The 25,626-nt window shown below is 69.2% G+C and carries 27 protein-coding genes; 17 read left to right on the top strand and 10 right to left on the bottom strand.

All coding sequences use genetic code 11. The features are described 5' to 3' along the window. Positions 1-25 precede the first annotated feature (25 nt). The 8 genes from ED92_RS20330 (at position 26) to secA (ending at position 11,013) form a co-directional block, all read left to right on the top strand. Positions 26-343, top strand: a complete 318-nt coding sequence (locus ED92_RS20330) for a bifunctional 3-phenylpropionate/cinnamic acid dioxygenase ferredoxin subunit (RefSeq protein ID WP_037341010.1) — start codon at positions 26-28, stop codon at positions 341-343. Then, positions 340-1,476 carry an NAD(P)/FAD-dependent oxidoreductase gene (locus ED92_RS20335; RefSeq protein ID WP_037341013.1) on the top strand — a complete coding sequence of 379 codons (1,137 nt, stop codon included), beginning with the start codon at positions 340-342 and terminating at the stop codon, positions 1,474-1,476. Before ED92_RS20330 ends, ED92_RS20335 begins: the two co-directional genes overlap by 4 nt. A gap of 111 nt (positions 1,477-1,587) precedes the next feature. Next, positions 1,588-2,265: an MtrAB system response regulator MtrA gene (mtrA, locus tag ED92_RS20340; protein WP_005150760.1), complete on the top strand. Its 678-nt coding sequence runs from the start codon at positions 1,588-1,590 to the stop codon at positions 2,263-2,265. Between the two features lie 7 nt (positions 2,266-2,272). Next, a complete protein-coding gene (gene mtrB, locus ED92_RS20345; protein ID WP_037341016.1) occupies positions 2,273-3,988 on the top strand; it encodes an MtrAB system histidine kinase MtrB in 1,716 nt (571 codons plus the stop codon). After that, complete coding sequence (locus tag ED92_RS20350) at positions 3,985-5,715, top strand: LpqB family beta-propeller domain-containing protein (RefSeq protein WP_037341019.1); 1,731 nt, start codon at positions 3,985-3,987, stop codon at positions 5,713-5,715. Before mtrB ends, ED92_RS20350 begins: the two co-directional genes overlap by 4 nt. A gap of 350 nt (positions 5,716-6,065) precedes the next feature. Next, positions 6,066-6,704 (top strand): ComF family protein, encoded by a 639-nt coding sequence (locus tag ED92_RS20355; RefSeq protein WP_037341022.1) that lies wholly within the window; start codon positions 6,066-6,068, stop codon positions 6,702-6,704. A 552-nt stretch (positions 6,705-7,256) separates the two neighbouring features. Beyond that, positions 7,257-7,946 (top strand): ribosome hibernation-promoting factor, HPF/YfiA family, encoded by a 690-nt coding sequence (gene hpf / locus ED92_RS20360; RefSeq protein WP_037341024.1) that lies wholly within the window; start codon positions 7,257-7,259, stop codon positions 7,944-7,946. A 235-nt stretch (positions 7,947-8,181) separates the two neighbouring features. Further along, a complete protein-coding gene (gene secA, locus ED92_RS20365) occupies positions 8,182-11,013 on the top strand; it encodes a preprotein translocase subunit SecA (protein ID WP_037341027.1) in 2,832 nt (943 codons plus the stop codon). Between the two features lie 64 nt (positions 11,014-11,077). Here the strand turns inward: secA and ED92_RS20370 are convergent, their stop codons facing one another. Continuing rightward, positions 11,078-11,581: an Rv3235 family protein gene (locus ED92_RS20370; protein WP_037341031.1), complete on the bottom strand. Its 504-nt coding sequence runs from the start codon at positions 11,579-11,581 to the stop codon at positions 11,078-11,080. A 112-nt stretch (positions 11,582-11,693) separates the two neighbouring features. Here ED92_RS20370 and ED92_RS20375 point away from each other — a divergent pair, with 112 nt between their 5' ends. Beyond that, complete coding sequence (locus ED92_RS20375; RefSeq protein ID WP_037341034.1) at positions 11,694-12,098, top strand: HAD-IA family hydrolase; 405 nt, start codon at positions 11,694-11,696, stop codon at positions 12,096-12,098. Here ED92_RS20375 and ED92_RS20380 read toward each other — a convergent pair. After that, positions 12,073-12,852 (bottom strand): RNA methyltransferase, encoded by a 780-nt coding sequence (locus tag ED92_RS20380; protein ID WP_037341036.1) that lies wholly within the window; start codon positions 12,850-12,852, stop codon positions 12,073-12,075. The genes ED92_RS20375 and ED92_RS20380 overlap by 26 nt on opposite strands. Before the next feature lie 34 nt (positions 12,853-12,886). On the opposite strand from ED92_RS20380, the gene ED92_RS20385 reads away from it, so the two are divergent. Together ED92_RS20385 and ED92_RS20390 are read left to right on the top strand one after the other, a co-directional pair. Beyond that, on the top strand, positions 12,887-14,293 hold the full coding sequence (locus ED92_RS20385) for a wax ester/triacylglycerol synthase family O-acyltransferase (protein ID WP_037341039.1): 1,407 nt from the start codon (positions 12,887-12,889) through the stop codon (positions 14,291-14,293). Then, a complete protein-coding gene (locus ED92_RS20390) occupies positions 14,290-14,781 on the top strand; it encodes a hypothetical protein (RefSeq protein ID WP_125733624.1) in 492 nt (163 codons plus the stop codon). Before ED92_RS20385 ends, ED92_RS20390 begins: the two co-directional genes overlap by 4 nt. 67 nt (positions 14,782-14,848) lie before the next feature. Here ED92_RS20390 and ED92_RS20395 read toward each other — a convergent pair whose 3' ends face one another. The 3 genes from ED92_RS20395 to rsgA all read right to left on the bottom strand — a co-directional run bounded on the left by ED92_RS20395 (position 14,849) and on the right by rsgA (position 17,536). Continuing rightward, complete coding sequence (locus ED92_RS20395; RefSeq protein ID WP_037341042.1) at positions 14,849-15,643, bottom strand: hypothetical protein; 795 nt, start codon at positions 15,641-15,643, stop codon at positions 14,849-14,851. 72 nt (positions 15,644-15,715) lie between these two features. Beyond that, positions 15,716-16,396, bottom strand: coding sequence for a hypothetical protein (locus ED92_RS20400; protein WP_037341045.1), 681 nt, complete (start codon positions 16,394-16,396; stop codon positions 15,716-15,718). 129 nt (positions 16,397-16,525) lie between these two features. Further along, positions 16,526-17,536 (bottom strand): ribosome small subunit-dependent GTPase A, encoded by a 1,011-nt coding sequence (gene rsgA, locus ED92_RS20405; RefSeq protein ID WP_037341048.1) that lies wholly within the window; start codon positions 17,534-17,536, stop codon positions 16,526-16,528. Between the two features lie 101 nt (positions 17,537-17,637). Between rsgA and ED92_RS20410 the strand changes: the two genes are divergently transcribed. Beyond that, a complete protein-coding gene (locus ED92_RS20410) occupies positions 17,638-18,396 on the top strand; it encodes an SOS response-associated peptidase (protein ID WP_037341051.1) in 759 nt (252 codons plus the stop codon). Further along, on the top strand, positions 18,393-19,001 hold the full coding sequence (locus tag ED92_RS20415; RefSeq protein WP_037341054.1) for an alpha/beta family hydrolase: 609 nt from the start codon (positions 18,393-18,395) through the stop codon (positions 18,999-19,001). The genes ED92_RS20410 and ED92_RS20415 overlap by 4 nt, the downstream gene beginning before the upstream one ends. A gap of 82 nt (positions 19,002-19,083) precedes the next feature. Here ED92_RS20415 and ybaK read toward each other — a convergent pair whose 3' ends face one another. Beyond that, positions 19,084-19,560 (bottom strand): Cys-tRNA(Pro) deacylase, encoded by a 477-nt coding sequence (gene ybaK / locus ED92_RS20420; protein ID WP_037341056.1) that lies wholly within the window; start codon positions 19,558-19,560, stop codon positions 19,084-19,086. A 190-nt stretch (positions 19,561-19,750) separates the two neighbouring features. Between ybaK and ED92_RS20425 the strand changes: the two genes are divergently transcribed. Then, positions 19,751-20,389, top strand: a complete 639-nt coding sequence (locus ED92_RS20425) for a sigma-70 family RNA polymerase sigma factor (protein WP_026466946.1) — start codon at positions 19,751-19,753, stop codon at positions 20,387-20,389. Continuing rightward, positions 20,386-20,709 carry a mycothiol system anti-sigma-R factor gene (rsrA, locus tag ED92_RS20430; protein WP_037341057.1) on the top strand — a complete coding sequence of 108 codons (324 nt, stop codon included), beginning with the start codon at positions 20,386-20,388 and terminating at the stop codon, positions 20,707-20,709. Before ED92_RS20425 ends, rsrA begins: the two co-directional genes overlap by 4 nt. A gap of 69 nt (positions 20,710-20,778) precedes the next feature. On the opposite strand, the gene ED92_RS43810 is transcribed toward rsrA, so the two are convergent. Next, positions 20,779-20,853 (bottom strand): 50S ribosomal protein bL37, encoded by a 75-nt coding sequence (locus tag ED92_RS43810; RefSeq protein WP_369299112.1) that lies wholly within the window; start codon positions 20,851-20,853, stop codon positions 20,779-20,781. Between the two features lie 106 nt (positions 20,854-20,959). Here ED92_RS43810 and ED92_RS20435 point away from each other — a divergent pair, with 106 nt between their 5' ends. Then, positions 20,960-22,483, top strand: coding sequence for a sensor histidine kinase (locus ED92_RS20435; protein ID WP_037341059.1), 1,524 nt, complete (start codon positions 20,960-20,962; stop codon positions 22,481-22,483). Positions 22,484-22,777: 294 nt separating this feature from the next. Here ED92_RS20435 and ED92_RS20440 read toward each other — a convergent pair whose 3' ends face one another. Both ED92_RS20440 and ED92_RS20445 read right to left on the bottom strand, forming a co-directional pair. Next, positions 22,778-23,032, bottom strand: coding sequence for a WhiB family transcriptional regulator (locus ED92_RS20440; protein WP_007028999.1), 255 nt, complete (start codon positions 23,030-23,032; stop codon positions 22,778-22,780). Between the two features lie 273 nt (positions 23,033-23,305). After that, positions 23,306-24,232, bottom strand: a complete 927-nt coding sequence (locus ED92_RS20445; protein WP_037341061.1) for a diacylglycerol kinase family protein — start codon at positions 24,230-24,232, stop codon at positions 23,306-23,308. A 244-nt stretch (positions 24,233-24,476) separates the two neighbouring features. Here ED92_RS20445 and ED92_RS20450 point away from each other — a divergent pair, with 244 nt between their 5' ends. Continuing rightward, a complete protein-coding gene (locus ED92_RS20450) occupies positions 24,477-25,016 on the top strand; it encodes a hypothetical protein (protein WP_037341063.1) in 540 nt (179 codons plus the stop codon). A 130-nt stretch (positions 25,017-25,146) separates the two neighbouring features. On the opposite strand, the gene ED92_RS20455 is transcribed toward ED92_RS20450, so the two are convergent. Next, positions 25,147-25,626, bottom strand: a complete 480-nt coding sequence (locus tag ED92_RS20455; protein WP_037341065.1) for a GNAT family N-acetyltransferase — start codon at positions 25,624-25,626, stop codon at positions 25,147-25,149.

Below are 25,626 nucleotides of genomic sequence, written 5' to 3' on the forward strand. Positions count from 1 at the left end.
GTCGGTCCTTTCCCCGGAGGCCCCGATGATCCGTGCCTGCTCCGTCTCCGAACTGCCCGAAGGCGAAGCCGTCCGCTTGGCGGGCCCTGTGCCCGTCTCGGTCTTCCATTCCGAGGGCGCGTATTACGCCCTCGACGACACCTGCAGCCATCAGGACGCGTCGCTCGCCGACGGCTGGATCGAAGGCTGCTACGTCGAATGCCCGCTGCACGCCGCGCGGTTCGATCTGCGGACCGGTGCGCCGGACTGCCTGCCCGCCAAGAACGCCGTGCGCACGTACCCGGTCGTGGTCGCCGACGGGGTGATCTACGTGGACACCGAGGTGCGGCAGGACGTCGCTTGAGAACCGTCGCCGTCGTCGGCACCTCCCTGGCGGGGCTCCGCGCGGCACAGGAATTGCGCGCCCAAGGTTTCGATGGGCGCCTGGTGATGATCGGCGCCGAAGCGCCGTACGACCGGCCGCCGTTGTCGAAGGATTTCTTGCTGGGCAAGGTTTCCGCCGACGACATCGCGCTCGCCGGGCAGGACGACCTCGACGCGCTGGCCGCCGAATGGCACCTCGGCGTCCGCGCCGAAAAGCTCGGCCGCGAGGGCGTGACACTCGGCGACGGCACCACGATCGCCGCCGACGGTTACGTCATCGCGACCGGTGCGGTGCCCAGAACCCTGGACGCGGCAAGGAATCTGGACGGCGTGCACACCTTGCGAACGCTCGAAGACGCGGTCGCCCTGAAACAGGCTCTCGCGGCCGGGCCGTCCGCGGTCGTCGTCATCGGCGCGGGATTCATCGGCGCGGAAGTCGCGTCCGCGTGCCGCCTGCTCGGCCACGAAGTGACCGTGATCGAGGCGATGCCCGTGCCGCTCGCTCCCGTCCTCGGCGCGCGGATGGGCGCGGTGTGCGGGGAACTGCACGCCGAGAACGACGTCCGGCTGATCACGGGCGTCCCCGTCGCCGGGTTCACCGGGACCGGCCGGGTCACCGGTGTACGGCTCGCCGACGGCCGGGAGATCCGCGCCGATCTCGTCGTCGCCGGAGTGGGGGCGCGGCCGGCCACCGGATGGCTGACCGGCTCCGGGCTCGCGGTCGACGACGGGGTGCTGGTCGATTCCGGCTGTGTCACAGCGAATCCCCGAGTGATCGCGGTGGGTGACGTCGCGCGGTACCGCTGCCCGCTGCGTGGCGTACGCGTCCGTGCCGAGCATTGGACGGCGGCCGGGGAACAGCCGGGCGTCGCGGTCGCGAACCTGCTCGCCGGCTCGACCGTCACGCATTTCGCACGACATGGTTACTTTTGGTCCGATCAGTACGGACGGCGGCTCCAATTCGCCGGAGTGGCCACGGAAGACGTGCGGATCGCCGAAGGTGACGTGGCTTCGAAGCGCTTCGTCGCGACCTATCACCGCGGCGATGTGCTGACCGGTGTCTTCGCGATCGACTCCCCGAGGCCGTTCACCAGGCTCCGCCGCGGTCTCTAGGGCCCGAAGACCCTACTCGGATGGAGCAATTTGCCCGATTCGATGATCTTTCTGGTGGTCACATCGCCGGGTCGCGCGCCCGCGTGGGGAAACTAGTGCGAACATAGGTTTATGAAGGCACGTGTTCTGGTCGTCGACGACGACCCTGCTCTCGCGGAGATGCTCACCATCGTGCTGCGTGGGGAGGGGTTCGACACAGCCGTCGTGGCCGACGGCTCACGGGCGCTGCCCGCGCTTCGTGAGCTGAAACCGGACCTGGTCCTCCTCGACCTCATGCTGCCCGGCATGAACGGCATCGACGTCTGCAAGGCGATCCGGGCCGAATCCGGCGTGCCGATCGTGATGCTCACCGCCAAGAGCGACACCGTGGACATCGTCCTCGGGCTCGAGTCGGGGGCCGACGACTACGTGGTCAAGCCCTTCAAGCCGAAGGAACTCGTGGCCCGCGTCCGTGCCCGGATGCGCCGCACCGAGGCCGAGCCCGCCGAGTCGCTGACGATCGGCGACCTAGCGATCGACGTCCCCGGCCACGAGGTGACGCGGGAGGGCAAGGCCATCCCGCTGACCCCGCTCGAGTTCGACCTCCTCGTCGCGCTCGCCCGCAAACCGCGTCAGGTGTTCACCCGCGAGGTGCTCCTCGAGCAGGTGTGGGGCTACCGCCACGCCGCCGACACCCGGCTGGTGAACGTCCACGTCCAGCGGCTGCGGTCGAAGGTGGAGAAGGACCCGGAGCACCCCGAGGTGGTGTTGACCGTTCGCGGTGTCGGGTACAAGGCCGGCCCGCCGTGATCACCCCATGACCGGACGCTTGCGAAGGCTCGCCCAGACCACGATGCGCCAGTTCCGGCGCATCGTGGTTTTCGTGCGCCGCAAGATCGTGTCGTTCAACGAACTGTGGCGGTATTCGCTGCAGTTCCGGGTCACCGTGTCCACGCTGGCGCTGTCGTCGGCCGTGGTGTTCGTGCTGGGCATGGTGCTGCAGAACCAGATCACCGATCGGCTGGTCGAGACCAAGCAGAACGCGGCGATCGCCCAGACCAGGGCGGTCGTCGAGACCGCGGCCGCCGAGCTGGTCGGTGTCGGCACCGAAAGCCCGGAAGCGCTCACCGCGCGGATGAGCAACGCGCTGAAGAAGATCTCCAGCACGACGTCCTCTCAGGACGGCGCAGGATCGACGGCGGGCACCTTCGAGCCGGTGCTGGCCGCGGGCGGCCGCGACCAGTCCAGCAAACCGGTGGCCGCCGGTCCTTACGACCGGGTGCCGGTGCGGCTGCGCCAGTTCGTCGAGACCGAGCAGCTCAGCTACCTGACCCACACGGTCACCGAGGCCGACGGCGGCAAGACGACGTATCTGATCGTCGGCGCGCCGGTGAGCACGATGATCAACCCGCTCCAGCTCTACCTGCTGTACCCGCTCACCAGTGAGCAGAACACCGTCTCGACGGTGCAGAACACGCTGCTCGTCGGCGGGCTCGTCCTGCTGCTCCTGCTCGCCGGGATCACGAACCTGGTCACCAGACAGGTGGTCCGGCCGGTCCGGCAGGCCGCCGCGGCGGCCGAACAGTTCGCGGGCGGGGAACTCGACCAGCGGCTCGCCGTGCTCGGCGAGGACGATCTGGCCAAACTCGCCGTGTCCTACAACGAGATGGCCGCGAGCATCCAGCGGCAGATCCGCCAGCTGGAGGAGTTCGGCGGGCTGCAGCGCCGGTTCACCTCCGACGTCTCGCACGAACTGCGCACCCCGCTGACCACCGTCCGGATGGCGGCCGACGTGCTGCACGCGTCGCGCGAGCAGTTCCCGGCCGGGCTCGCCCGCTCCACCGAACTGCTGGTCGACGAACTCGACCGGTTCGAGGCACTGCTCGGCGATCTGCTGGAGATCAGCAGGCTGGACGCCGGTGTCGAGGAGCTCTCGGCCGAGCTGATCGACGTCCGCCCGATCGCGACCAGGGCCGTCGAGCAGGTCCGGGTGATCGCGGGCAACGCGGGAAGCTCGGTCGAACTGGTCCTCCCGGACGAGGAGGCACCCGCCGAAGTAGACGCGCGCCGCGTCGAGCGGATCCTGCGCAACCTGCTGGCGAACGCGGTGGACCACAGCGAAGGGAATCCGGTGGTGCTGACGCTGGCGGTCAACGAGACCGCGGTCGCCATCACCGTGCGGGACCGCGGCGTCGGGCTCCGGCCCGGTGAGGCGGAACTGGTGTTCAACCGGTTCTGGCGCGCCGACCCGTCCCGCAACCGCCGGACCGGCGGCACCGGCCTCGGCCTCGCGATCAGCCAGGAGGACGCCCGGCTGCACGGCGGCGTGCTCGACGCCTGGGGCGAGCCCGGCCACGGCGCCTGCTTCCGGCTCGTGCTGCCGCGGCGCCAGGACACGCCGATGGGGGAGAGCCCGCTGCTCCTGCCCCCGCCCGATCACAAGGCGACCGACACGCACGGGTCGTCCGGACTGCTCGAAGTCCGGCCCGCGCCCGACGCGATCCTCGCCGAGCCCGAGGAGGTCGGCCGGTGAAACGGCTGCTGGTCCTGCTCGCGGTGTTCCTGCTGGTCGCAGGCTGCGCGAACATCCCGCTCGAATCCCAGCCCGTCGTCGTGTCCGGGGACAAACCCGGCCAGGCGCCGGCGGACGTCCCCGAACCGGCGGCCGGGATCGACCCGCTGACCGTCACCCGCCAGTTCATCCGCAACTCGGCGGCGCCGGGTACGGCGAGCGCCGCCGCGCGCGTCTACCTCGACGACGACGCCCGGCGTAACTGGAAGCCGTCGCCGGGGCTGACGATCATCGACGACACCTTCGGCACCGTTTACGACACGTCGTCTTCGTCGGGGAACCCGGACGAGCAGGTCGTGAACGTCCGCGGGTTCAAACTCGGGACCCTCAGCCCCGACAGCGCGTTCCTCCCGGTGAAGGCCGAGTACTCGCAGCAGTTCAAGCTGCGGAAGCAGCAGAACGGCCAGTGGCGGATCGTGGACCCGCCGCAGGAACTCGCCGTCACCGACGAGGACTTCGCGCTCAACTACTTCCGGGTGCCGATCAGCTTCTACTCGCCGGACTCCGGCGCCTTCGTCCCCGACCTCCGGTACGTCGCGGCGAAACCGCAGGCCGGATTGCCCGGCCGGGTGATGGACCTGGTGCTGCAGGGCCCGTCGGAGGGGTTGAAGGGCGCGGTCAAGGACCTGCTCGGCGACCAGGTCACCATCGAAAGCAACGTGCGCAGCACGGACGACGGCACACTGGACATCAACCTGACCGGCGTCGGCGGGGCCAGCCTCGTGGACCGGAACCTGATCGCCGCGCAGATCGTCCTGTCGCTGCAGACGGTGACGCTGAGCCGGGTCCGGCTGCTGGCCGACGGCACCGCGCTGGTGCCGGAACACGAATACTGGCGCTCCAGCGAACTGCCCAACTACAACGTGGACATCGCGCCCAACTCGGAACTGCTGGGCCTGATGACCGTGAACGGGCGGGTCCGGTCGCTCGGCGACGGGCAGCCGGTCGGCGGGCCCGCGGGCAACGGCGGGTACAAGGTCGTCAGCGCCGCGCAGTCCGTCGACGGCAAACGCCTCGCCGTGGTCGAAGAACGCGACGGCAGGCAATGGCTCCGGGTCGGCGACCTGGGACACGACCTCGCTTCGGTAGACCTGTTCGGCGGCAGCCTGAGCCGCCCCACCTGGCGCCCGGTCGCCCGTGGCGGCGGCGGGGTCTCCGGCGAGGTCTGGACGGTGGTCGACCACAACACCGTCGCCCGGGTCACGCTGGCCGCGGACGGCCGCTGGGTGAAGGCCGGCGTCGACGCGACCATGCTCACCGGGCTGGGGCAGATCACCGAACTGCGCCTTTCGCGGGACGGATCCCGGCTCGCCGCGGTGGTCAACGGGCAGCTGGTGGTCGCCTCGATCGTGCGGACGGCGGACTCGGTGGCCCTGCGGGCGCCGCGGAAACTGCAGGAACGCGATCTCAAGGACGTCGTCGACGTCGACTGGGCGACCCAGGACCACCTGATCGTCGCGACGTCGTCGAATTCGCTGCCGGTGGTCAAGGTGCCGCTGGACGGGCAGCGGATGGACCCCTTCAGCGGCTCGAACCTGACCCCGCCGGTGCACGGCGTCACCGCGGCGCCGAGCAGGCAGAACCTGGTCGCGGACGCGGGTGGGCTGTGGGTCGCCTCCGAGCTGGGCGAGGTCTGGCGGCCGCAGGCGCACACCGTCACCGATGCGGACCCGTTCTATCCGGGCTGAGGTTTCGGGCTCGGGCGCGCAGGTCATGCCCTGAAGGCCACCTTTGAGACGTCCAGCGTCCTGAAGGTGGCCTTCAGGACATCGCCAAGGGGAGCAAGGGACCTTTAGTACCGCTAGCTTTCCTAGCGGCGCTAGCGGAGCGAAAGCCCGTGAAGGCCTCCTTCACTACCTTGAGGGTAGGCAAGGAGGCCTTCACGGACCGAAACCGGCGTGCGAAGGAGCCCCGAAGCGACCTTCTCCACGATTGACTTTTTCAACACTGGCCCCCTGACGCCGCAAAGTGTCCAAACCGGACCAGTCACACCCCGGCGGCGCCCGGAACTGTCGGAGCCCCGGCCGACACTCGCCCCATGCCCAAACTCCTGGACCTCCTCATCCCCGCCCGTTGCGCGTCCTGCGGAGCACCGGGCGCGCCCTGTTGCGCGACCTGTCAGACCGCCTGGGGTTCGCTCAGCGAGATCATCCGCGGCCCGACGGCCGGTCTCGTCCCCGTCTACGCCCTGGCCCCCTACGCCGACGACGCCCGTCGCCTGATCCTCGCGTACAAGGAACGCGGCCGCCGCGACCTCGCCCCCTCCTTCGGCCGGGCCGTCGCCGAAGCCCTCGTCCACCTGCCCGAACCGGAGCCGGAACCGTGTCTTGTCCCGGTCCCTTCGCGACGGTCCGCCTCGCGTGTCCGGGGTGGACCGCACGTCCGGCGCATCGCCGAGGAATGCGTGAAAGCACTGGCGGACAAGGGAAAGCCGGCGACGGTGGCAGCTGTCCTCAAGCTCGGGGCCGGTGTCCGTGATGCGGTGGGGCTCACCAGGATCCAGCGATCGGCGAACCTCGACGGCCGTATTCGCCTGGTCCCGGGAGACTGCCCGGAGAAGGTCGTTCTTCTTGACGACGTGATCACAACCGGAGCGACCGCCGCCGCTTGTACGCGCTTTTTGGACATAAGCGGAATTCACGTTTCCGCGGTGGTAGCGCTGGCCGCCGCCGGGTGATCGGAGCGTCACCTACAAGAGTGATGAATGATCGGGAACGGGAATGGGTACATGGGCGTTGACGGGATATGAGGGACCTTCTGGGGAACACTCCGACGGCCCGCCACTCCACCGGGGTGGCGGCGGATTCCCCCGGGCACGGCCCACTGGGCACCCTCCGCATTTTCCTGTCCGAAGGCTTGCGCCGTCCGCGTGAAAAGAAATCACGGGGACGACGCCCGACAAGCCGGATTGTCCCGCTGGCCACAGCGTCGTCGTCGCGTGCGGTGACGAGGTCTCACGTCCTGATATCCCCCGGCTCGGGGGCTGTTGCTCGCGGCGTGATGCAGCTAACGTGCAGCGCTATCAGCAATCCCGGCAGGCAGGGAGGTGACCAGCCCATGTCCCTGGCGCCGGAGCCGCGCTGAGTCCGCGCTCGGACATCCGACACGAGACGTCGTGGCCGTATGCCGAGTTCCCTCACCGCCCGCGATCCGGGCTTCGTCCCCGCATTACCGGCGCCCTAGTGAACACATCTACAGCTCGCAGTCATTTCAGCGAGGGAGGTCGTGTATGGACATCGTCGTTAAGGGCCGCAACGTGGAGGTGCCCGACCACTATCGGGCACTCGTCAGCGAAAAGCTGGCCCGGCTAGAGCGCTACGACAAGAAGGTCATCCGTTACGACGTGGAGCTCTTCCACGAGCCCAATCGCCGGCAGTCGAAGAACTGCCAGCGCGTCGAAATCACCGGTAAGGGCCGTGGCCCCGCCGTACGCGCCGAAGCGTGTGCCGGCGACTTCTACGCAGCGCTGGATTCCGCACTGAACAAGCTCGAGAACAGGTTGCGGAAGACACACGACCGCCGGCGCGTGCACTACGGCCGCAGCCGCCCGGAATCCGTCGCCGAGGCGACTTCGATGGCGGCCGCCGGTGGAATGACCACCGACACCCGACATCTGGCGGGTACCGCTGTGCTCGAAGCGCCTGAGGCCGAACCCATGGCCAACGGTTTCGCTGTCGAGAGCGGTGAGTTCGAGATGCCCCAGCAGCAGCGCTGGGATGACGGGGTGACCGAACACCAGCCCGGTCGCGTCGTCCGCGAGAAGAAGCATGACGCGGAGCCCATGACGGTCGACCAGGCTCTCTACGAGATGGAACTGGTCGGTCACGACTTCTACCTGTTCAACGACTCCGACGCCGGGTGCCCGAGCGTCGTCTACCGGAGGCGAGGCTTCGACTACGGCGTCATCCGGCTCAGCTAGCCGGCCCCTACTGCCCTGACGGCGGCCCGCACGCGTCCCGTGCGGGCCGCCGTCATGTCCGGATCAGGCGGGACCCGCCCCCGTCTCGTCAGGTACCGACAGACGGTGCGTGCGCGAACACCGAGGTGTTCCCTACGATGGGGGCGGACGGTGGTGCGTTACCAGGCACCGCCGCGGACGAGATTGCCCGGGACCGGCTCGGGTGCGATCACAATCAGCTAGTGAGGTCGACCGGATGGTGCTGAACCGCCTGCTCCGCGCGGGCGAGGGCAAAATGGTGAAGCGGCTGCGCAACATCGCCGATCACATCAACACCCTCGAAGACGACGTCAAGGAACTTTCGGACACCGCGCTGCGGGCCAAGACCGAGGAGTTCCGTAAACGGCACGCGGACGGCGAGTCACTCGACGACCTCCTGCCGGAGGCGTTCGCGGTGGCGAGGGAAGCGGCTTGGCGCGTGCTCGGCCAGCGCCCCTACGACGTCCAGCTGATGGGCGGCGCCGCGCTGCACCTCGGCCAGGTCTCGGAGATGAAGACCGGTGAGGGCAAGACCCTGACCCAGGTCCTCCCCGCGTACCTGAACGCCATCTCCGGCAAGGGCGTGCACGTCATCACGGTGAACGACTACCTCGCCAAACGTGACGCCGAGTGGATGGGCCGCATCCACCGCTTCCTCGGCCTCGAGGTCGGGGTCATCCTGGCCGACCAGACGCCCGAGGTCCGCCGCCAGCAGTACGCCGCCGACATCACGCACGGCACGAACAACGAGTTCGGCTTCGACTACCTCCGCGACAACATGGCGTGGAGCCTCGAGGACTGCGTGCAGCGCGGCCACAACTTCGCGATCGTCGACGAGGTGGACTCCATCCTCATCGACGAGGCCCGGACGCCGCTGATCATCTCCGGCCCGGCCGACCAGTCCTCGCGCTGGTACGTCGAGTTCGCCCGGATGACGCCGCTGATGAAGCCGGACATCCACTACGAGGTGGACATCCGCAAGCGCACCGTCGGTGTCACCGAGAAGGGTGTCGCCTTCGTCGAGGACCAGCTGGGCATCGACAACCTCTACGAGGCCGCGAACACGCCGCTGGTCGGCTACCTGAACAACGCGCTGAAGGTCAAGGAGCTCTACAAGCGCGACAAGGACTACATCGTCCGCGACGGCGAGGTCCTCATCGTCGACGAGTTCACCGGCCGCATCCTGCACGGCCGCCGCTACAACGAGGGCATGCACCAGGCGATCGAGGCCAAGGAAGGCGTCGAGATCAAGGCCGAGAACCAGACGCTCGCCACGATCACGCTGCAGAACTACTTCCGGCTCTACGACAAGCTGTCGGGCATGACCGGTACCGCCGAGACCGAGGCGGCCGAGTTCCACCAGACCTACAAGCTCGGTGTGGTGCCGATCCCGACGAACAAGCCGATGGTCCGCGCCGACCAGGCCGACCTGATCTACAAGACCGAGCAGGCCAAGTTCGAGGCCGTCGCCGAGGACATCGCCGAGCGGCACGAGAAGGGCCAGCCGGTGCTGGTCGGCACCACGAGTGTCGAGAAGTCCGAGCACCTGTCGAAGCTGCTGCTCAAGCTGGGTGTCCCGCACGAGGTCCTCAACGCCAAGCACCACGACCGGGAGGCCCTGATCGTCGCCCGCGCCGGGCGCAAGGGCGCGGTCACCGTCGCCACCAACATGGCGGGCCGCGGTACCGACATCGTGCTCGGCGGCAACCCGGACATCATCGCCGACGAGGTGCTGCGCGCCCGCGGCCTCGACCCGGTGGAGCACTCCGAGGAGTACGAGGCCGCGTGGCCGAAGGTGCTCGAAGAGGTCCAGGCCGACACGAAGGCCGAGGCCGAGGAGGTCCGCGAGGCCGGCGGGCTGTACGTGCTCGGCACCGAGCGGCACGAGTCCCGCCGGATCGACAACCAGCTCCGCGGTCGTTCCGGCCGTCAGGGTGACCCGGGCGAGTCCCGGTTCTACCTTTCGCTCGGTGACGAGCTCATGCGCCGCTTCAACGCGACGATGGTCGAGCGGGTCATGACCACCATGCGGCTGCCGGACGACGTGCCGATCGAGCACAAGATGGTCTCCAAGGCGATCAAGAGCGCTCAGACGCAGGTCGAGCAGCAGAACATGGAGATCCGCAAGAACGTCCTCAAGTACGACGAGGTCATGAACGAGCAGCGCAAGGTGATCTACGCCGAGCGTCTGCGCGTCCTCGAAGGCGAGGATCTGCGCGAGCAGATCGAGCACATGCTGGTCGACGTCATCAACGCGTACGTCACCGAGGAGACCTCCTCGGGCTACGCGGAGGACTGGGACCACGAGAAGCTGTGGACGGCGCTGAAGCAGCTGTACCCGGTCAAGGTCACCTGGGAAGAGCTCACCGAGGACGACGACCTCGACGCCGACAGGCTGCGTGAGGCGCTGCTCGAAGACGCCCACCGCGCGTACGACGAGCGCGAGGCCGAGATCGACGGCAAGGTCGGCGAAGGCGCGATGCGGAGCCTGGAGCGTCAGGTGATGCTCACCGTGCTCGACCGCAAGTGGCGTGAGCACCTCTACGAGATGGACTATCTCAAGGAGGGCATCGGCATGCGTGCCCTGGCGCAGCGCGACCCGGTCATCGAGTACCAGCGCGAGGGCTACGACATGTTCCGCGCGATGCTGGAGTCGCTGAAGGAGGAGGCCGTCGGCTTCCTGTTCAACCTCCAGGTCGAGCAGGCCGAGCCCACCACCCCGGCGCCGGAGTCCGCGTCCGCGCTGCCCGCCGGAGTCGGCTCCGGGAACGGCCAGGCCGCGAACGGCGACGGCAGGCACGCCCGTCCGACGCCGCCGCAGGGTCCGGCGACCGACACCAAGTCCGTGCCGTCCGCCTTGCGGGGCAAGGGACTCGGCGGTGGTTCGCAGTCCGGGCTGACCATGTCGGGCCCGTCCGAGGACGGCGGCGTCGAGTCGCATTCGGACAGTGCCGGCAGCGCCGGTGGCGACCAGAGCGGTACCCGCCGGGAGCGTCGCGCCGCGCAGCGCGCCTCCCAGAAGAAGGGCAAGAAGGGCCCGCGCCGCTAACGGCTCCAAGCGCGTGAAGGCCCCTTTCCTCGGCTCAGCCGAGGGAAGGGGGCCTTCACGCGCATCAGGCCGCGAGCGCGGAGACCCGTCGCGGTGGCTTCAGCAGATGGAAGCGGGTGCACACCCAGCCCGACGGCGTCCGCTCGAAGCGGGCGGCCAAGGCGAGGCAGCGTCCGTTCTGTTCGACGGTCGCGCAGGCTTCGACGACGCCGTCCGCCGGGTGACCCAGGTGGACCGACTTCGGCCGGTAGCCGCCCGCCGGACGACGAAGGCCGCTTTCGAGCAACGCGTGGTGGAGCGCCGGGTCGAGGATCGGCCGCACCTGGACCGGCGGACGGCGGCCGTCACAGGCTTCGAGGATGGTGGTCAGCAGCCTGCCGATCTGCCTGCCGTCCGGGGTGTCCGGTGACGGCCGTGGTTCCTCCACGACGCTTTCCCCGGCCAGCGGCAGATCCAGCACGAGCTGGTTGTCCGGCGCCGCCGCCCGGTGCGTCAGGCCGTCGGGCCGGTCGGCGACCCGGTACGGCGGTTCGTACGGTTCGAGCCGTCTCAGTACGTACGACTTCATCGAGCAGTCCCCCTCCGCGGCCCCCTCGGCCACGCCCAGCAACTAAGGGGCACGTGGCGGGCGAAGCCGAGACAAGGACCGCCCGAGAGGATGAACCGGGCGGTGATCGCTTGTGTACGGTGGGCGCGTGCTGAAAGGGCTGGTCGTCGACTACGCCGGGGTGCTCACGGACGTGGGCGCGGACGAGCTGTACGCCTTCCTGCGCTCGGTCAGGGAGCGCGGTGTCAAAACGGCCTTGCTCTCGAACGCCCCCGGTGCGTCGGACGAGGCCAAGCGGTCACTCGGCCCGTTCTTCGACGCGCTCGTCTTCTCCGGCGAGGTCGGCGTGGCCAAACCCGAACGCGAGGTCTACCTGCTCACCGCGGGGCTGCTCGACTTGCCCGCCGACCGGTGCGTGTTCGTCGACGACGCCGCGCACAACGTCCGCGCGGCGGTCGCGGCCGGCATGGCGGGAGTGCACCACACATCGGTCGAGGAGACGCTGACCGAGCTCAGCGCCTTGTTCCCGAAGCCTTAGCCCGGCGCACCAGCTCGAACGACAGCACCGCGGCGGCGGCCGAGACGTTCAGCGACTCGACTTCGCCGGGCATCGGGATCGACACCCACTCGGTCACCAGTTCGCCGACCTCGGCGCCGACGCCGTTCGTCTCCCCGCCCAGCACGAACGCCGCGCGCTGCGGCAGTTCGACGTCGAACACCGAGCTGCGAGCCGAAGCGCCCAGCGCGTAGATCCCGTAGCCGGCTTCGGTGAGCATCTCGGCCGCTTCGCGCGCGCTGCCGCACCGCAGCACCGGTGCGCGGAACGCGACCCCGGCCGAAGCCTTGACCACCATCGGGTCCAAGGCGGCGACGCCGCGCCGCGGCACCACGACCCCGTCCAGCCCGGCGGCGGTCGCCGTGCGCAGGATCATCCCGACGTTCGCCGGGGTGGTGATGCCGTCGAGCAGCAGCACCCGCGACGGCGGCCTGCCGTCGGACAGCGCCGCGTGCAGCGATCGCATACGCGGGGCGACGACGTCGGCCAGCACGCCCTGGTCCTGTTTGCCGTTGCCCGCCAGCACCTTGACGCGATGCGCGCTCGCCCGTTGCACCGGCACTCCGGCGGCTTTCGCGGCACGCTCGATCTCGGCGGCGTTCGGCCCGCGCACGGTGTCGGCGAGGATCACCTTGTCCACCTCGAGCGCCGCGTCGTCCAATGCCTCGAGCACCGGTTTGCGGCCGTACACGGTCAGGAACCGGTCTTTCGGCGAGATCACCGACTCATCACCCACACCGGCGAGTGTCCCACTGTGTAAGGATCGGCCCATGCCCGACCGCCTCTCCGCGCTGGACGCCTCGTTCCTGTACGTGGAAGACCACTCGACCCCGATGCACGTCGGCGGCGTGGCGATCTTCGAGCGACCGCGCGAGGGCTTCACCCACGAGCGGCTGCTCGACCTGATCGGGCAGCGCCTGGCGTTCCTGCCGCGCTACCGGCAGCGGGTGCTGGAGGTGCCCGGTCACCTCGCCCGGCCGGTGTGGGTCGACGACGTCGACTTCGACCTCAACTATCACGTCCGGCGGTCCGCGCTGCCCCAGCCGGGCTCCGACGGCCAGCTGTTCGACCTGGTGGCGCGGCTGATGTCGCGGCGGCTCGACCCGGGAAGGCCGCTCTGGGAGGCGTACTTCGTCGAGGGGCTCGCGGGTGACCGCGTCGCGCTGGTGACCAAGACGCATCAGTCGGTCGTGGACGGGATCGGCACCATCGAGATCGGGCAGCTGATCCTCGACGCGACCCCGCAGGAGCCGGAGCCGTTCGACGACACCTGGCATCCGCGCCGGGAACCGAGCCGCACGCAGCTGATCCTCGACGCGGTAGCCGAGACCGTGCAGCGGCCGACGGAGCTGGTGGAGAATGTCCGCTCCATCGCCCACGACGCCACCGCGATGGCGGGCAAGGTCACCGAAACGGTCGGAGATGTCGCTTCGGCGCTCAAGACCATGGTGAATCCGGCGCCGTCGGGGCCGCTCAACGTCCGCACCTCCGGCGGCCGCATGTTCGCCGGGGTCCGCACGCGGCTGGAGGATCTCCGCCAGGTCCGTGCCGCGCACGGCGGCACGGTCAACGACGTCGTGGTCGCGGTGATCACCGGCGCGCTGCGGGAATGGCTGCTCTCCCGCGGCTCGAACCTGACCGCGACGACCACCGTGCGCGCGCTGGTGCCGATGGCCGTCCGCGACGCCGAGACGGCCGAGTACTCGACGCCGGCGCTGGTCGGGAACCAGGTCGACGCCTATCTGGTCGATCTCCCGGTCGGGGAGCCGAACGCGGTGCTGCGACTGCAGCACATCGGTCACGCGATGGCGGACCACCTCGACTCGGGCCGTTCGGTCGCCGCGCGCGGGCTGCTGACGGTCGGCGGTTTCGCCCCGCCGACGCTGCATTCGCTCGGCGCGCGGGTGGCCGGGTCGATGTCGGGACGTATTTTCAACGTGCTGATCACGAACTCGCCGGGCCCGCAGGTGCCGCTCTACGCGGGACAGGCGAAGATGGTGGAGATGTTCCCGGTCATGCCGCTGGTGCGCAATCAGGCGCTGGCGATCGGGGTCACCTCGTATCACGGCGGTGTCTACTTCGGACTGAACGGCGATCGCAAGGCCGTGTCCGATGTGGACGTGCTCGCCGGGATGATCGAGGAATCGTTGGAAGAGCTGAAGGGTGCGCACTGGTGAGGGTCTATCTACCCGGGACGATCGCGATGCTCCGTGAGCTCGAAACCGCCGGAGAGCTCCGCGCGCGCAGCGGCACGGGATTCGCGCTGACCCCGGCGCTGCGGGAGTCCTACGCCAGCGGATCCGACGAAGAACTCGAGTACGCCGCGCTGCTCGACGCCGCCAGGGCGTCGCTCCGGCTGATCGCGGCCGAGGAGAAGCCCGAGCCGCGGCGGGTGGTGATCTCGGCCGACATCGACGAGGTCACGCTGCGCCCGGATCTCGACGCCGCCGTCGTGCGGCTGGCCGGGCCGGTGAAGATCGCCGACGTCGCCGCGATCCACGTCGACGCGGCCGAAGCCGCTGAGTCCGTGCAGGCCGCCGCCGCGGTGATCGACCAGGCCGACCTCGGCGACCCGGACGCCGAGTTCACCCTCGGCGACGCCGAGGACCACGAACTCGCCTGGTACGCGCCCCAAGAGCTCCCTTTCCTGCTGGAACTCCTCTAGCCTCCCTCGCGTTTCGTCCTCTGAATGCGGTCCTTGCACGCGCAACGGGGGAGCGGAACGTGACGGATCAGCCCGCCGGGATCTCCCCGATCTCCTCCGGCGGAGGCGCTTGGATGTCGGCCTGCGTGCCCCACTCGCTGTAACGCGTGACGATCTTGGCGGTCGCGCTGTCCGGGGCCCCGGAAGCGGCGAGGACGGGGGCGAGGTCGAGCACGATCTGCAGCGGCAAGCGCGCGTCGTCGAGCCAGACCTCCATGGGGAGCTTTCCGACCTTGCCCCGCAGCTCGGCGACGGCCTCGGCCGACAAACCGGCGGGCAGGTCACCGCCCAGCGCGGCCAGGTCGACGTCCAGGCGATAGCGCTCGGCGGACATCCCGTCGAGTTCGCCGTGCTCGGATCCGGTGACCGTGCCCGCCTTCCGCACCTGGTCGAGCGCGCGGGCGGGATCGTTCTGCTTCGCCAGCTGGTCGATGCTGCCGCCGGCGACCTGCGAGAACGGGTCGGCGCCATCGGGGGAGACCTTGACCCACGGTTTCCCGCCGGGCACCTCCTCGCGGGCGGTCTCGGGGACCTTGGCGAAGACGATCTTGTCGACCAGCCGGAGTTCGATCGGCTCGCCGAGGAAGTCCGTGGTCATGGCCAGTGCGGTACCCGTTCCCGCGACCTTGGCCTGCCCCTGGCTCTTCGACCGCATCGTGCCCGCCGTGACGTCGGTGGTGAACTTCGCGGCCTTGCCGGTCATGGCGGACGTGGCCCCGTCGGCGAGCGCGCGGGCGTCGGCGAACGAGACGGCGTCGCCGTCACAGGCGGCGAGCAGCACACCGAGTACGAGCACGACGGTGGACAGGGCCGTTCTCCGCATGAGGACCTGCTTTCGATCGCGGGCACCCAAGCGAAACACAGCCGAGGGCCACGCCCCGATCGGGGGAACGGCTCAGCGGCTGTCGCCGACCGCCTCGGGCGGCGGCGCGATGATCACCACGTCCGAAGCCCAGCTGTCGTATTTGACCGTGGCCTTGCCCATGCTGACCTGCACCGGGCGCTGCTCGGCGTCCAGCCACACCTCGGCGGGCGCGCCACCGAGGTCGAGGACGTACCGCGTGGCGGCCGTGCCGTTCACGTCGGCCTGCTCGGATTTGGTGACCTTGCCCGACTTCGAGATCCGCTCGATCGTCCGGGTCGGATCCATCGTCTCGACGACGTTCGTCATCAGCGCGCCGTTGGCGGTGGAGAGCGAGTCCTTGCCGTCGGCGGTGATCTTGACCCATTCCTTGTCGGTCTTGAGTTCCTGGACCTGCGTGTCCGACAGGTGGTAGTAGAGGACGCCGTCGGCGAAGATCAGGTCCCGTTTCTCGCCCGCGACCTCGGCGACCATGGAGAACTTGCTGTTCGGCCCCTCGTAGAGCCCGGAACTGGTGACCACGACCTTGCGGCCGTCGTCCGCGGTGGTTTCGAGCGAGATCTTGGACGAACGGGCCTTCTGCGTGCCCGCGGCGGCGACCGAGGCCAGCTGCGCCGCGTCGTTCACCGGTTGCGCCGCCGGTTTCTCTTCGCCGGAACAGCCGGCCACGAGCAGGAGAGCGGTACAGACGACGGCGAATCCGGTGGCACGCATGGGACTCCCTCGGGTGAATGGTCTGTACCACCACCGTAGTGCCTGTCGCGTGAATTTCCACCGTCCGAATGTCGGGGTACGCGCGAGCGGCAGCGTCAGCCGCCCATCAGCTCGCTGTAGTCGGCGACGTTACCGATCGTCGTCATGCCCGGCTCGGGAACCCAGAAGGCGGCGCAAAGACTCCAGTCGTTCGTGACTGGCATCACCATCTGTGACCACGTCGTCGAGCGCGCAGTCCGGGTCCGAAGGCGGTCCGAGATGGCCGCAGCCCGACGGACACTCTTCGGCGGCGGCGGCGAATTCCTCGAACGCGAGCACGATGTCGTCGGCGGTCACATGCGCCAGCCCGAACGAGCGGACGCCGGGGGTGTCGACCACCCAGCCGCCGCCGGGGAGCGGGAGCGCGACCGCCGCGACGGACGTGTGCCTGCCCTTGCCGACCGCGCTGACCACGCCGGTCGCCAGTCCTGCGTCGGGCACCAGGCGATTGACCAAAGTGGACTTCCCGACCCCGGAATGCCCGACCAGCGCGGTGACCCGGCCCTTGAGCCGCCCGGTCAGTTCCTCCGGATGCTCGTCGTGGCGGGTCACCACCGCCGGGATGTCGAGGCCCGCGTAGCCGGCGAGGAGTTCGTCCGGGCTCGCGAGGTCGGCCTTCGTCAGGCAGAGGACCGGTTCGAGACCGCCCGCGTAACAGGCGACGAGACACCGGTCGATGAATCCGGTGCGCGGCGGAGGATCGGCCAGCGCGGTCACGATCAGCAGCTGCTCGGCGTTGGCGACCACCACTCGTTCGAAGGGGTCGGTGTCGTCCGCGGTCCGCCGCAGCACGCTGGAGCGCTCGTCCACCCGGATGATGCGGGCGAGGGTGTCCGGTTTCCCGCTCACGTCGCCGACGATGCCGACGGTGTCGCCGACGACGACCGGGACCCGGCCCAGCTCACGGGCCCGCATCGCGGTGACGACGCGGTCCGGATCGGAGTCGATCGCGCAGGTCCAGCGGCCGCGGTCCTTGCCGATGACCATCGCGGTGGAGGCGTCCGCGTGCTCGGGGCGGCGTTTGCTGCGCGGCCTGGTGCCCTTGCCGGGACGGATCCGCACGTCGGATTCGTCCAGCCTGCGCCAGTCCTTGCCCGCCAAACCGCCTCCTGCTCTTCGAACACCGCGGAACAATGATCCCATGCTGCTCGCCATCGTCTGTCCGGCGTGTAACGATGGCTGTCGATTAGGGAGGTTTTCGCATGTGCGGGCGTTATGCCGCCACCAAGGACCCGGCGGCGCTGATCGACGAGTTCGCCGCGGTGGACCTGGCCGAAGGCCGGATCCGGACCGATCACAACGTGGCGCCGACCAAGGACGTGCCCACCGTCGTGCAACGGCATCCGCGTGACGCCGACGGCGCGGTGCTCGAAGACGAACCCGCCGTCCGGTCGCTGCGGATGATGCGCTGGGGCCTGGTCCCGTTCTGGGCGAAGGACCCCGGTGTCGGCTCGAAGATGATCAACACGCGCGCCGAGACGGCGAAGGAGAAGCCGTCGTTCAAGAAGGCGGTCTCGGCGAGGCGCTGCCTGGTCCCCGCCGACGGCTGGTACGAGTGGCGGCGCGACGGCAAGGAGAAGCAGCCCTTCTTCATGACCGGGCCGGGTGACGGATCGCTCGCGTTCGCGGGGATCTGGGAGACCTGGCGGCCGAAGGACGACAAGGACGCCGATCCGCTGATCACCTTCTCCGTGATCACCACGGACTCGGTCGGCAGGCTCACCGACATCCACCACCGCATGCCGCTGCTGATGCCGCGCGAGAAGTGGGACACCTGGCTCGACCCCGACCGGCCCGACGTCACCGAACTGCTCGTCCCGCCCCCGGTGGACCTGGTCGACACGATCGAGCTGCGGCCGGTGTCCAGCCTGGTCAACAACGTCCGCAACAACGGCCCGCAGCTGCTGGACCGCGTCGAACCCGCCGCCGACAGCGCGCTCTTCGAGCTGCCGAACCCATGACGAAACTGGAGATCGACACCGCCTACGGCCCCGCGCGGGCCGAGCTGCACTGTGCCGAAGAAGGGGTCGCGGTCCTGATGCTCGGCCACGGCGCGGGCGGCGGGATCGGCGCGAAGGACCTGGTCGCGGTCACCCGCGCGGCGCAGGCGGCCGGTGTCCACGTCGCGCTCGTCGAGCAGCCGTACCGGGTGGCGGGCCGCCGGGCGCCCGCCCCCGCGACCCAGCTCGACACCGCCTGGCTCACCGTCGCCGACGAGATCTCAGAGCGCTTCGACGACCTGCCGATCGTGTTCGGCGGCCGGTCGTCCGGGGCCCGCGTCGCCTGCCGGACCGCCGCGGCGGGGCAGGCGGTGGCGGTGCTCTGCCTGGCCTTCCCCGAGCATCCGCCGGGAAAGCCGGAGAAATCCCGGCAGGGCGAATTGGACGCCGTCGAGGTCCCGACGCTGGTGGTGCAGGGCGAACGGGACCCCTTCGGGCTGCCGAAGGCCGGGCCGCATCACGAGATCGTGGTGCTCCAGGGAGACCACAACCTCAGCGCCGACCTCGAAGGCGTGTCACGAGCGGCCGCCGAGTGGCTGCAGCGGGTGCTGCGGCCGCTCACCTGACCCCTCCTCCCGCGTTTCGTCCTCTGAATGCGGTCCTTGCGCGTGCAACGACCGCATTCAGAGGACGAAACGCGGGGAGTGGTCAGCCGGCGATCGGCGCCACCACGGCGCCCGTGAGCCGCGCCAGATCGCCGGGCGCGAGTTCGACCTCCAGCCCGCGCCGCCCCGCCGAGCAGTGCACGGTCTCGAACTTCTCCGCCGACGAGTCGATCACCACCGGCAGCCTGCTCCGGTGCCCGAGCGGCGAGATCCCGCCGAGCACGTATCCCGTCGCGCGCTGCGCGGCGGCGGGGTCGGCCATCTTCGCCTTCTTCCCGCCCGCGGCGGCCGCCAGCGCCTTCAGATCCAGCTGACCGGTGACCGGGACCACACCGACGGTCAGTTTCCCGTCGACCTCGGCGACCAGCGTCTTGAACACGCGCGCGGGGTCGAGCCCCAGCGCTTCGACGGCTTCGAGGCCGTACGACTCGGCCCGCGGGTCGTGGTCGTAGGCGTGCAGAACATGCGCCACTTTCTTCTTCACCAGCAGCGCCGTCGCCGGGGTTCCCTTGCCTGCCATGGGCGGAGTCTACGAGCGGCCCGGGAATGCCCGGCCGGGCGTCACTGTTGAAAGGCACGTGTCCACCACACTCGAAGCTCCCCGAATCCTGATCCCGCGCACGCCGGGCGGCCAGGTGATCCGTCCGCGCGTAAACTCGGCGACGTCTCATGCGCACAAGCGCATCGACGCCGATCGGGAAGGGAACGGTTTGCCGAGCACGCAGAATCCCGCGCCGGACACGGGCACGGACGCCGAAGAGGCGGCCGCGCGGGCCGAGCGCTTCGAGCGGGACGCGATGCCCCTGCTCGACCAGCTGTACTCGGCCGCCATGCGGATGACCCGGAATCCCGCCGACGCGGAGGACCTCGTCCAGGAGACGTACCTGAAGGCGTACGCGGCCTTCGCGTCTTTCAAGGCGGGTACGAACCTCAAGGCGTGGATGTACCGCATCCTCACGAACACCTACATCAACGGCTATCGCAAGCGTCAGCGCCAGCCGGTGCAGCAGCCCACCGAGGAGATCACCGACTGGCAGATCGCCAAGGCGGAGAGTCACACCTCCAGCGGGCTGCGCTCGGCCGAGGTCGAGGCGATGGACAACCTGCCCGACGCCGACGTCAAGGAAGCGCTGCAGAAGCTGCCCGAGGAGTTCCGCCTCGCGGTCTACCTCGCCGATGTCGAAGGTTTCGCGTACAAGGAGATCGCCGAGATCATGGACACGCCCATCGGCACCGTGATGTCCCGGCTGCACCGCGGCCGCGCCCAGCTCCGTGACCTGCTCGCCGACGTCGCGCGCGAGCGCGGCTTCATCCGCGCGGGCAAACAGCAGGAGGTGGCGGGGCGATGAGCGAGGACTACTGCGCCGGAGCGGACGACAAGGTCAGGTGCGAGGAGGCCCTCGCCGACATCTACCTGCTCTTGGACAAGGAGTGCAGCGCCGAGCGCGACGCCGCCCTGCGCAAGCACATCGAGGACTGCCCGCCGTGCCTCGAGGAATACGGCATCGACGAGCACATCAAGCAGCTGCTCGCCCGCAAATGCGGTGGCGACCACGCGCCGGACGACCTCAAGTCCCGGCTGCGGGCCTCCATCCGCCAGACCGTGCAGACCAAGGGCTCGATCACCATCGAGCGCACCGAGGTCAAGATCGAGCAGACCTTCGAGTAACCACGGCCCAGGACACACGAAGGCCCCCGTACCGGATCGGTGCGGGGGCCTTCGTCGTCTGATCGATGATCAGGAGTTGGGCTTCTTGCCGTGGTTCGCGCCGTTCTTCTTACGGTCGCGACGCTTGCGGGCGCGCTTCGACATGTTTCACTCCTCGTCCGAGTGGCCCGCGCGGGGTGATACGACACCGCTGGGCCAGGGTCAACCTCTCCAGTGTGTCATGCGGCCCTCACCCTGCTTGGATGGGGACGTGTCCACCCTTTCCGATCTCCTCGCGGAGAACACCGGCCTGTCCGGTCAAGCCGCGGACCATCTCCAGACCGTGGTCGCCGAATGGCAGCTGCTGGCCGACCTGTCCTTCGCCGATTTCCTGCTCTGGGTCGCCGTGTCGGAGGAGCTGCAGCCCGACGGCGGCGACTTCGTGTGCGTCGCGCACGCGCGACCGACGACGGCGCCGACCGCCCATCCGGAGGACGTCGTCGGCTCCCGGTTCACCGAGGACGAGCATCCGCAGCTGGCCAAGGCGAGCCGCGAGGTGCGGATCTGCCGCGAAGAGGACCCGCATTGGTACCGCGACCTGCCGATGCGGCGGGAGGCCATCCCGGTGGTGTTCGGCGGCACGGTGATCGCCGTGCTCAGCCGCGAGACCAACCTGGCCGCGTCGCGGGTGCCGAGTCCGCTCGAGATCGCCTATCTCGGGAGTGCGGGCGACCTGTGCCAGATGATCGTCGACGGCACCTTCCCCAGCCCGGGGAACCAGACGGACACCCACACCAGCCCGCGGGTCGGCGACGGTCTCATCCGCCTCGACCCGACCGGCACCGTGGTCTTCGCCAGCCCGAACGGGTTGTCGGCCTATCACCGGATGGGGCACGAATCGGATCTCGTCGGCCAGCGCCTCGCGCCGCTGACCAGGTCGCTCATCCGTGACCCCTTCGACGCGACCGAGGTGTCGCACCGGATCATCGAGGCGCTCGACGGCAAGCCCAGCAGCCGGACGGAGGCGGATTCCCGGCGCGGCGCCGTCGTGCTGTTCCGTGCGCTGCCGCTGCGGCCCGCCGGGCAGCCCGCGGGTGCACTGGTCCTGGTGCGCGACGTCACCGAGGTCAAGCGCCGTGACCGCGCCCTCCTTTCGAAGGACGCGACGATCCGTGAGATCCACCACCGGGTGAAGAACAACCTGCAGACCGTCGCCGCGTTGCTGCGGCTCCAGTCGCGCCGGACCTCCAGCGAGGAGGCGCGGCTCGCGCTCGGCGAATCCGTGCGCCGGGTCTCGTCGATCGCGATGGTGCACGAGGCGTTGTCCATCTCGGTGGACGAGCGGGTCGATCTCGACAAGCTGCTCGACAACGTCCTCCCGATGGTCGGCGAGGTCGCGACGGCCGAATCGCAGGTCGGGCTTTCGCGCACGGGTTCGTTCGGCGTCGTCGTCGCCGAGATCGCGACGCCGTTGGTGATGGTGCTGGCCGAGCTGGTCCAGAACGCCATCGAGCACGCCTTCCCCGACGGACGGCCGGGCAAGGTCGAACTCGTGGTGGAACGCTCGGCGCGCTGGCTCGACGTCGTCATCCGCGACAACGGGCGCGGGCTGCCTTCGGGGTTCTCGCTGGAACGCAGCGATGGCCTCGGGCTCCAGATCGTGCGGACCCTCGTGGAGTCGGAACTGCGCGGATCGCTGTCGATCCGGGGATTGCGCGGGGATTCCGAAGAGACGGGCGGACGCAGGCTGGGCACCGAAGCCGCCTTGCGCATCCCGCTGTCGCGGCGTCTGTAGTGGACTGTCGCGTTTGATCGTCCTCAATGGACAGTCTCACCCGGACACGTTTTAGGGCCGGCGCCCGAAGAGAAGTGGCGCCGGCCCTGTAACGGTTCCGCGGGAGGACTTGTGAAAAGTCCGCTGAAGCCACACCCCCTCGGGTGCGTGTCGGCCTCGCTTGTTAAGCTCAAGTCGGGTAGGTGTCACCTCGCGACGCAGGGCCATAGCGCCACTGCACCGCGGGATTACCCGAGGCTTGGGGTTGTCACTCAGTTTTCGGTGATGCGATGAAGCGTGCGTGAGTTGAAAAACTCAGGCGGAGGTACGCGTGCCGATGTGCGTACGACGGCGCTTCAGGGCCCGTCGCTCGTCCTCGCTCATCCCGCCCCAGACGCCTGCGTCCTGCCCGCTGGCCAATGCCCAGGCCAAGCAGTCGGAAGCGACGGTGCAGCGGTGGCACACGGCCTTCGCCTGCGCTACCTGCGACAGAGCAGGACCGCTGGTTCCCACCGGGAAGAACAGCTCGGGGTCCTCGTCTCGGCAGGCCGCGTCGTGGCGCCAGTCCATGTTTCTGAGCTCCTTCATAACGGCGCGGTACTCCGCGCCATAGTCGTCATGGCGGTCGTTTTTTTGGGTGCTTGTGAATGCTTTCACGAAGCACCCGTTTCGACAAGGGTTTTCTGAAGATCGGTGAGTCAGCTCACCCGGCCGAGCGACGCTTCTGACCTGCGGTTTCGTTCCGAAACAGCCTTCCGATGGGAAGGCCGATGCGGTGAGCGGAGGTTCTGCGTCGATGAGCGGCAGTTCGTACTTTGCCGCAGGCGATCAGCGGTCCGGTCGTCAGACGATTACCGTCAGTGCTTCCGGGACGCTGAAGAACTCCACCCTCTTCCGCTGGCCGACGAGGTCGCCGTCCACCTGGAAGTTTACCGGTTCAGCAGCGTCAATGCGGATCATCGGCAGGTCATCGTGACGAAGGAGACGTCGTCCGCGTTGGTCGCTCTTCGTGAGCAATGCCTGCCGTACATGCTTGAACACGGTGGGCAATCCCAGACCGCTCAACGCGAAAAGGCCCAGTCCGGTGTCGAACGAGCTGTCCGGGTTCAGGTGGACGGGACGGTCGCCCAGGTAGCTCCACGGATCGGTGTTCGACACGAAAGCGGTCAGCACTTCGGTGGGCTCTTCACCCGGGATGCGGACCGTGAGGGGTGGACGACCGAGCGGAGGCCGCAGATGCGACGCCACGGCGGCCCTCAGATAGAGCCCCGCGGTGGTCTGCTTGCCCCGGCGCTTGGCCACGCGGCCGACGACGTCGGCGTCCCAGCCCAGGCCGGCGTTGAAGGTGAACCAGTGGCCGTCGGCGATCCCGAGGCCGACTGTGCGGCTTCGGTCGTTCTCGATGGCGTTGAGGAGCTGATGGGTCGCTTCGACGGGATCGTGCGCGATCCCGAGCGCGCGGGCGAAGACGTTCGCCGAGCCGCCCGGTACGACACCGAGCATGGGGACGTCGCCGACCTTCGCCGGATCGCCGTCGGCGTCCGCGAGGAGACCGTTGACCACCTCGTTGACCGTGCCGTCGCCGCCGTGGGCGACCACCAGGTCGATCCCGTCGCGGGCGGCGGACCGCGCCACGGCCATCGCGTGGCCGCGGTAGTCGGTCTCCACCACGTCGAGTTTGACCTGGCTGGCCAGTGCGTGCGCCAGCACGTCACGGCCACCGGCGGTGGTCGAGGTGGCCTGGGGATTCACGACGAGGATGGCACGCACATACCGCAGGGTAAGTGACTTCGGCCCGAAGAGGGGAGCGTCAGGTGACGCGAAGCTCAGTGGCCGTGCGTCCTCGAAGCAGCACCGTATGACCCCTGTGGCGGGCGTTCCTCCTCATCGCCGGCGGCTATCGCGCGTCGTGACAAGTGCACCCGGGCCGACCGCCCGCTCATCGACGACGCTTCCAATTCTTCCCATGCGGCGGCGAGGGGAAACCGGCCGACCGGGTGGCATACGATCGAAAGTGCTCACGTACGGTGACCCGCCCTGGTGGAGCGCCGTGTCCGGAAGCCTGGAAGGCTGTTTCGCCGTGTCCATCGCCGACAAGCTCTCGCCCGCGCCCCGTGAAGTCCGCCTCGCCGGCGCCGTCACCGCGCTGCCGGGGCTCGCCCTGATCGTGTTCGCGATCCTGCTCCTGGTCAACGGCCGGGCCGGGCCCGAGAACCTCCTGGCCGAAGTCGCCTACTACCTCGTCCTCGCGGCCGGGACGCTGGCTTGCGCGGCCGGGCTGATGATGGGGAAGACGTGGGCGCGGTCGCCCGGCGTGGTCGTCGCGCTGATCCTGGTGGGCGTCGGCTGGTACGGCGCCGGCCCGTCCGGGCAGCCGCTGTGGGGTGTGCCGCTGGGGCTGGTCGGCGTCGCCGTCATCGTGCTGCTGTTCCGCCGCCCTTCGCGCGCGTGGGCGCTCGGGATGCAGGAGGGCGAGACCGAGGAAGAGGCCGCCGAGCGGGACGGCGCCGCGGGCCGTGCGGCGCGTCGTGAACGCGAGGAACGCGACTCCTGACGCCGCACTCGCGTGATCAGAGGCGGATTTCGCGTGATTGGGGACGTGACTCGCGTGATCGAGGCCGTACCTTCGAGTGCGGCCTCCAGACACGCGAGTTACGTGTCTGATCACGCGAGTCACGCCTTGGCTAGACCTGGGCGGCGAGTGCCTTCAGGGGTTCGTCGGTGAGGCGGTCGACGGTCCATTCGTCCATCGGCACCGCGCCGAGCGACTTGTAGAACCCCTGTGCCGGGTTCCAGTTGAGCACCGACCATTCGAGACGGGCGTAGCCGCGCTCGACGCAGACCGCCGCGAGGGTGGCCAGGAGCGCCTTGCCGAGGCCGGAGCCGCGCTGCTCGGGGCGGACGTAGAGGTCCTCCAGGTAGATGCCGTGCACACCGCGCCAGGTGGAGAAGTTGAGGAACCAGAGCGCGTAGCCGACGATCTCGCCGTCGACCTCGGCGACGTGCCCGAACAGGCCCGGCGCCTCGCCGAACAGCGCGACGCGCAGCTGCTCGGGCGTGAGGTGGCATTCGTCCGGGGCGCGTTCGAACTCGGCGAGGTCGTAGACGAGCTGGACGACGGCGTCCACGTCTTCTTCGCGGATCCGCCGGATGCGGTCGTCCAT

Source organism: Amycolatopsis sp. MJM2582, from assembly GCF_000754115.1.
Taxonomy (GTDB): domain Bacteria; phylum Actinomycetota; class Actinomycetes; order Mycobacteriales; family Pseudonocardiaceae; genus Amycolatopsis; species Amycolatopsis japonica.

Coding starts and splice junctions, on each gene's coding strand:
- hpf (WP_037341024.1), top strand. CDS start 7,257: ATGGACATCGTCGTTAAGGGCCGCAACGTGGAGGTGCCCGACCACTAT.
- ED92_RS20400 (WP_037341045.1), bottom strand. CDS start 16,396: ATGCGTGCCACCGGATTCGCCGTCGTCTGTACCGCTCTCCTGCTCGTG.
- ybaK (WP_037341056.1), bottom strand. CDS start 19,560: ATGGCAGGCAAGGGAACCCCGGCGACGGCGCTGCTGGTGAAGAAGAAA.
- ED92_RS20415 (WP_037341054.1), top strand. CDS start 18,393: ATGACGAAACTGGAGATCGACACCGCCTACGGCCCCGCGCGGGCCGAG.
- ED92_RS20440 (WP_007028999.1), bottom strand. CDS start 23,032: ATGGACTGGCGCCACGACGCGGCCTGCCGAGACGAGGACCCCGAGCTG.
- mtrB (WP_037341016.1), top strand. CDS start 2,273: ATGACCGGACGCTTGCGAAGGCTCGCCCAGACCACGATGCGCCAGTTC.
- secA (WP_037341027.1), top strand. CDS start 8,182: ATGGTGCTGAACCGCCTGCTCCGCGCGGGCGAGGGCAAAATGGTGAAG.
- rsrA (WP_037341057.1), top strand. CDS start 20,386: ATGAGCGAGGACTACTGCGCCGGAGCGGACGACAAGGTCAGGTGCGAG.
- ED92_RS20455 (WP_037341065.1), bottom strand. CDS start 25,626: ATGGACGACCGCATCCGGCGGATCCGCGAAGAAGACGTGGACGCCGTC.
- ED92_RS20385 (WP_037341039.1), top strand. CDS start 12,887: ATGCCCGACCGCCTCTCCGCGCTGGACGCCTCGTTCCTGTACGTGGAA.
- ED92_RS20330 (WP_037341010.1), top strand. CDS start 26: ATGATCCGTGCCTGCTCCGTCTCCGAACTGCCCGAAGGCGAAGCCGTC.
- ED92_RS20355 (WP_037341022.1), top strand. CDS start 6,066: ATGCCCAAACTCCTGGACCTCCTCATCCCCGCCCGTTGCGCGTCCTGC.
- ED92_RS20410 (WP_037341051.1), top strand. CDS start 17,638: ATGTGCGGGCGTTATGCCGCCACCAAGGACCCGGCGGCGCTGATCGAC.
- mtrA (WP_005150760.1), top strand. CDS start 1,588: ATGAAGGCACGTGTTCTGGTCGTCGACGACGACCCTGCTCTCGCGGAG.
- ED92_RS20395 (WP_037341042.1), bottom strand. CDS start 15,643: ATGCGGAGAACGGCCCTGTCCACCGTCGTGCTCGTACTCGGTGTGCTG.
- ED92_RS20370 (WP_037341031.1), bottom strand. CDS start 11,581: ATGAAGTCGTACGTACTGAGACGGCTCGAACCGTACGAACCGCCGTAC.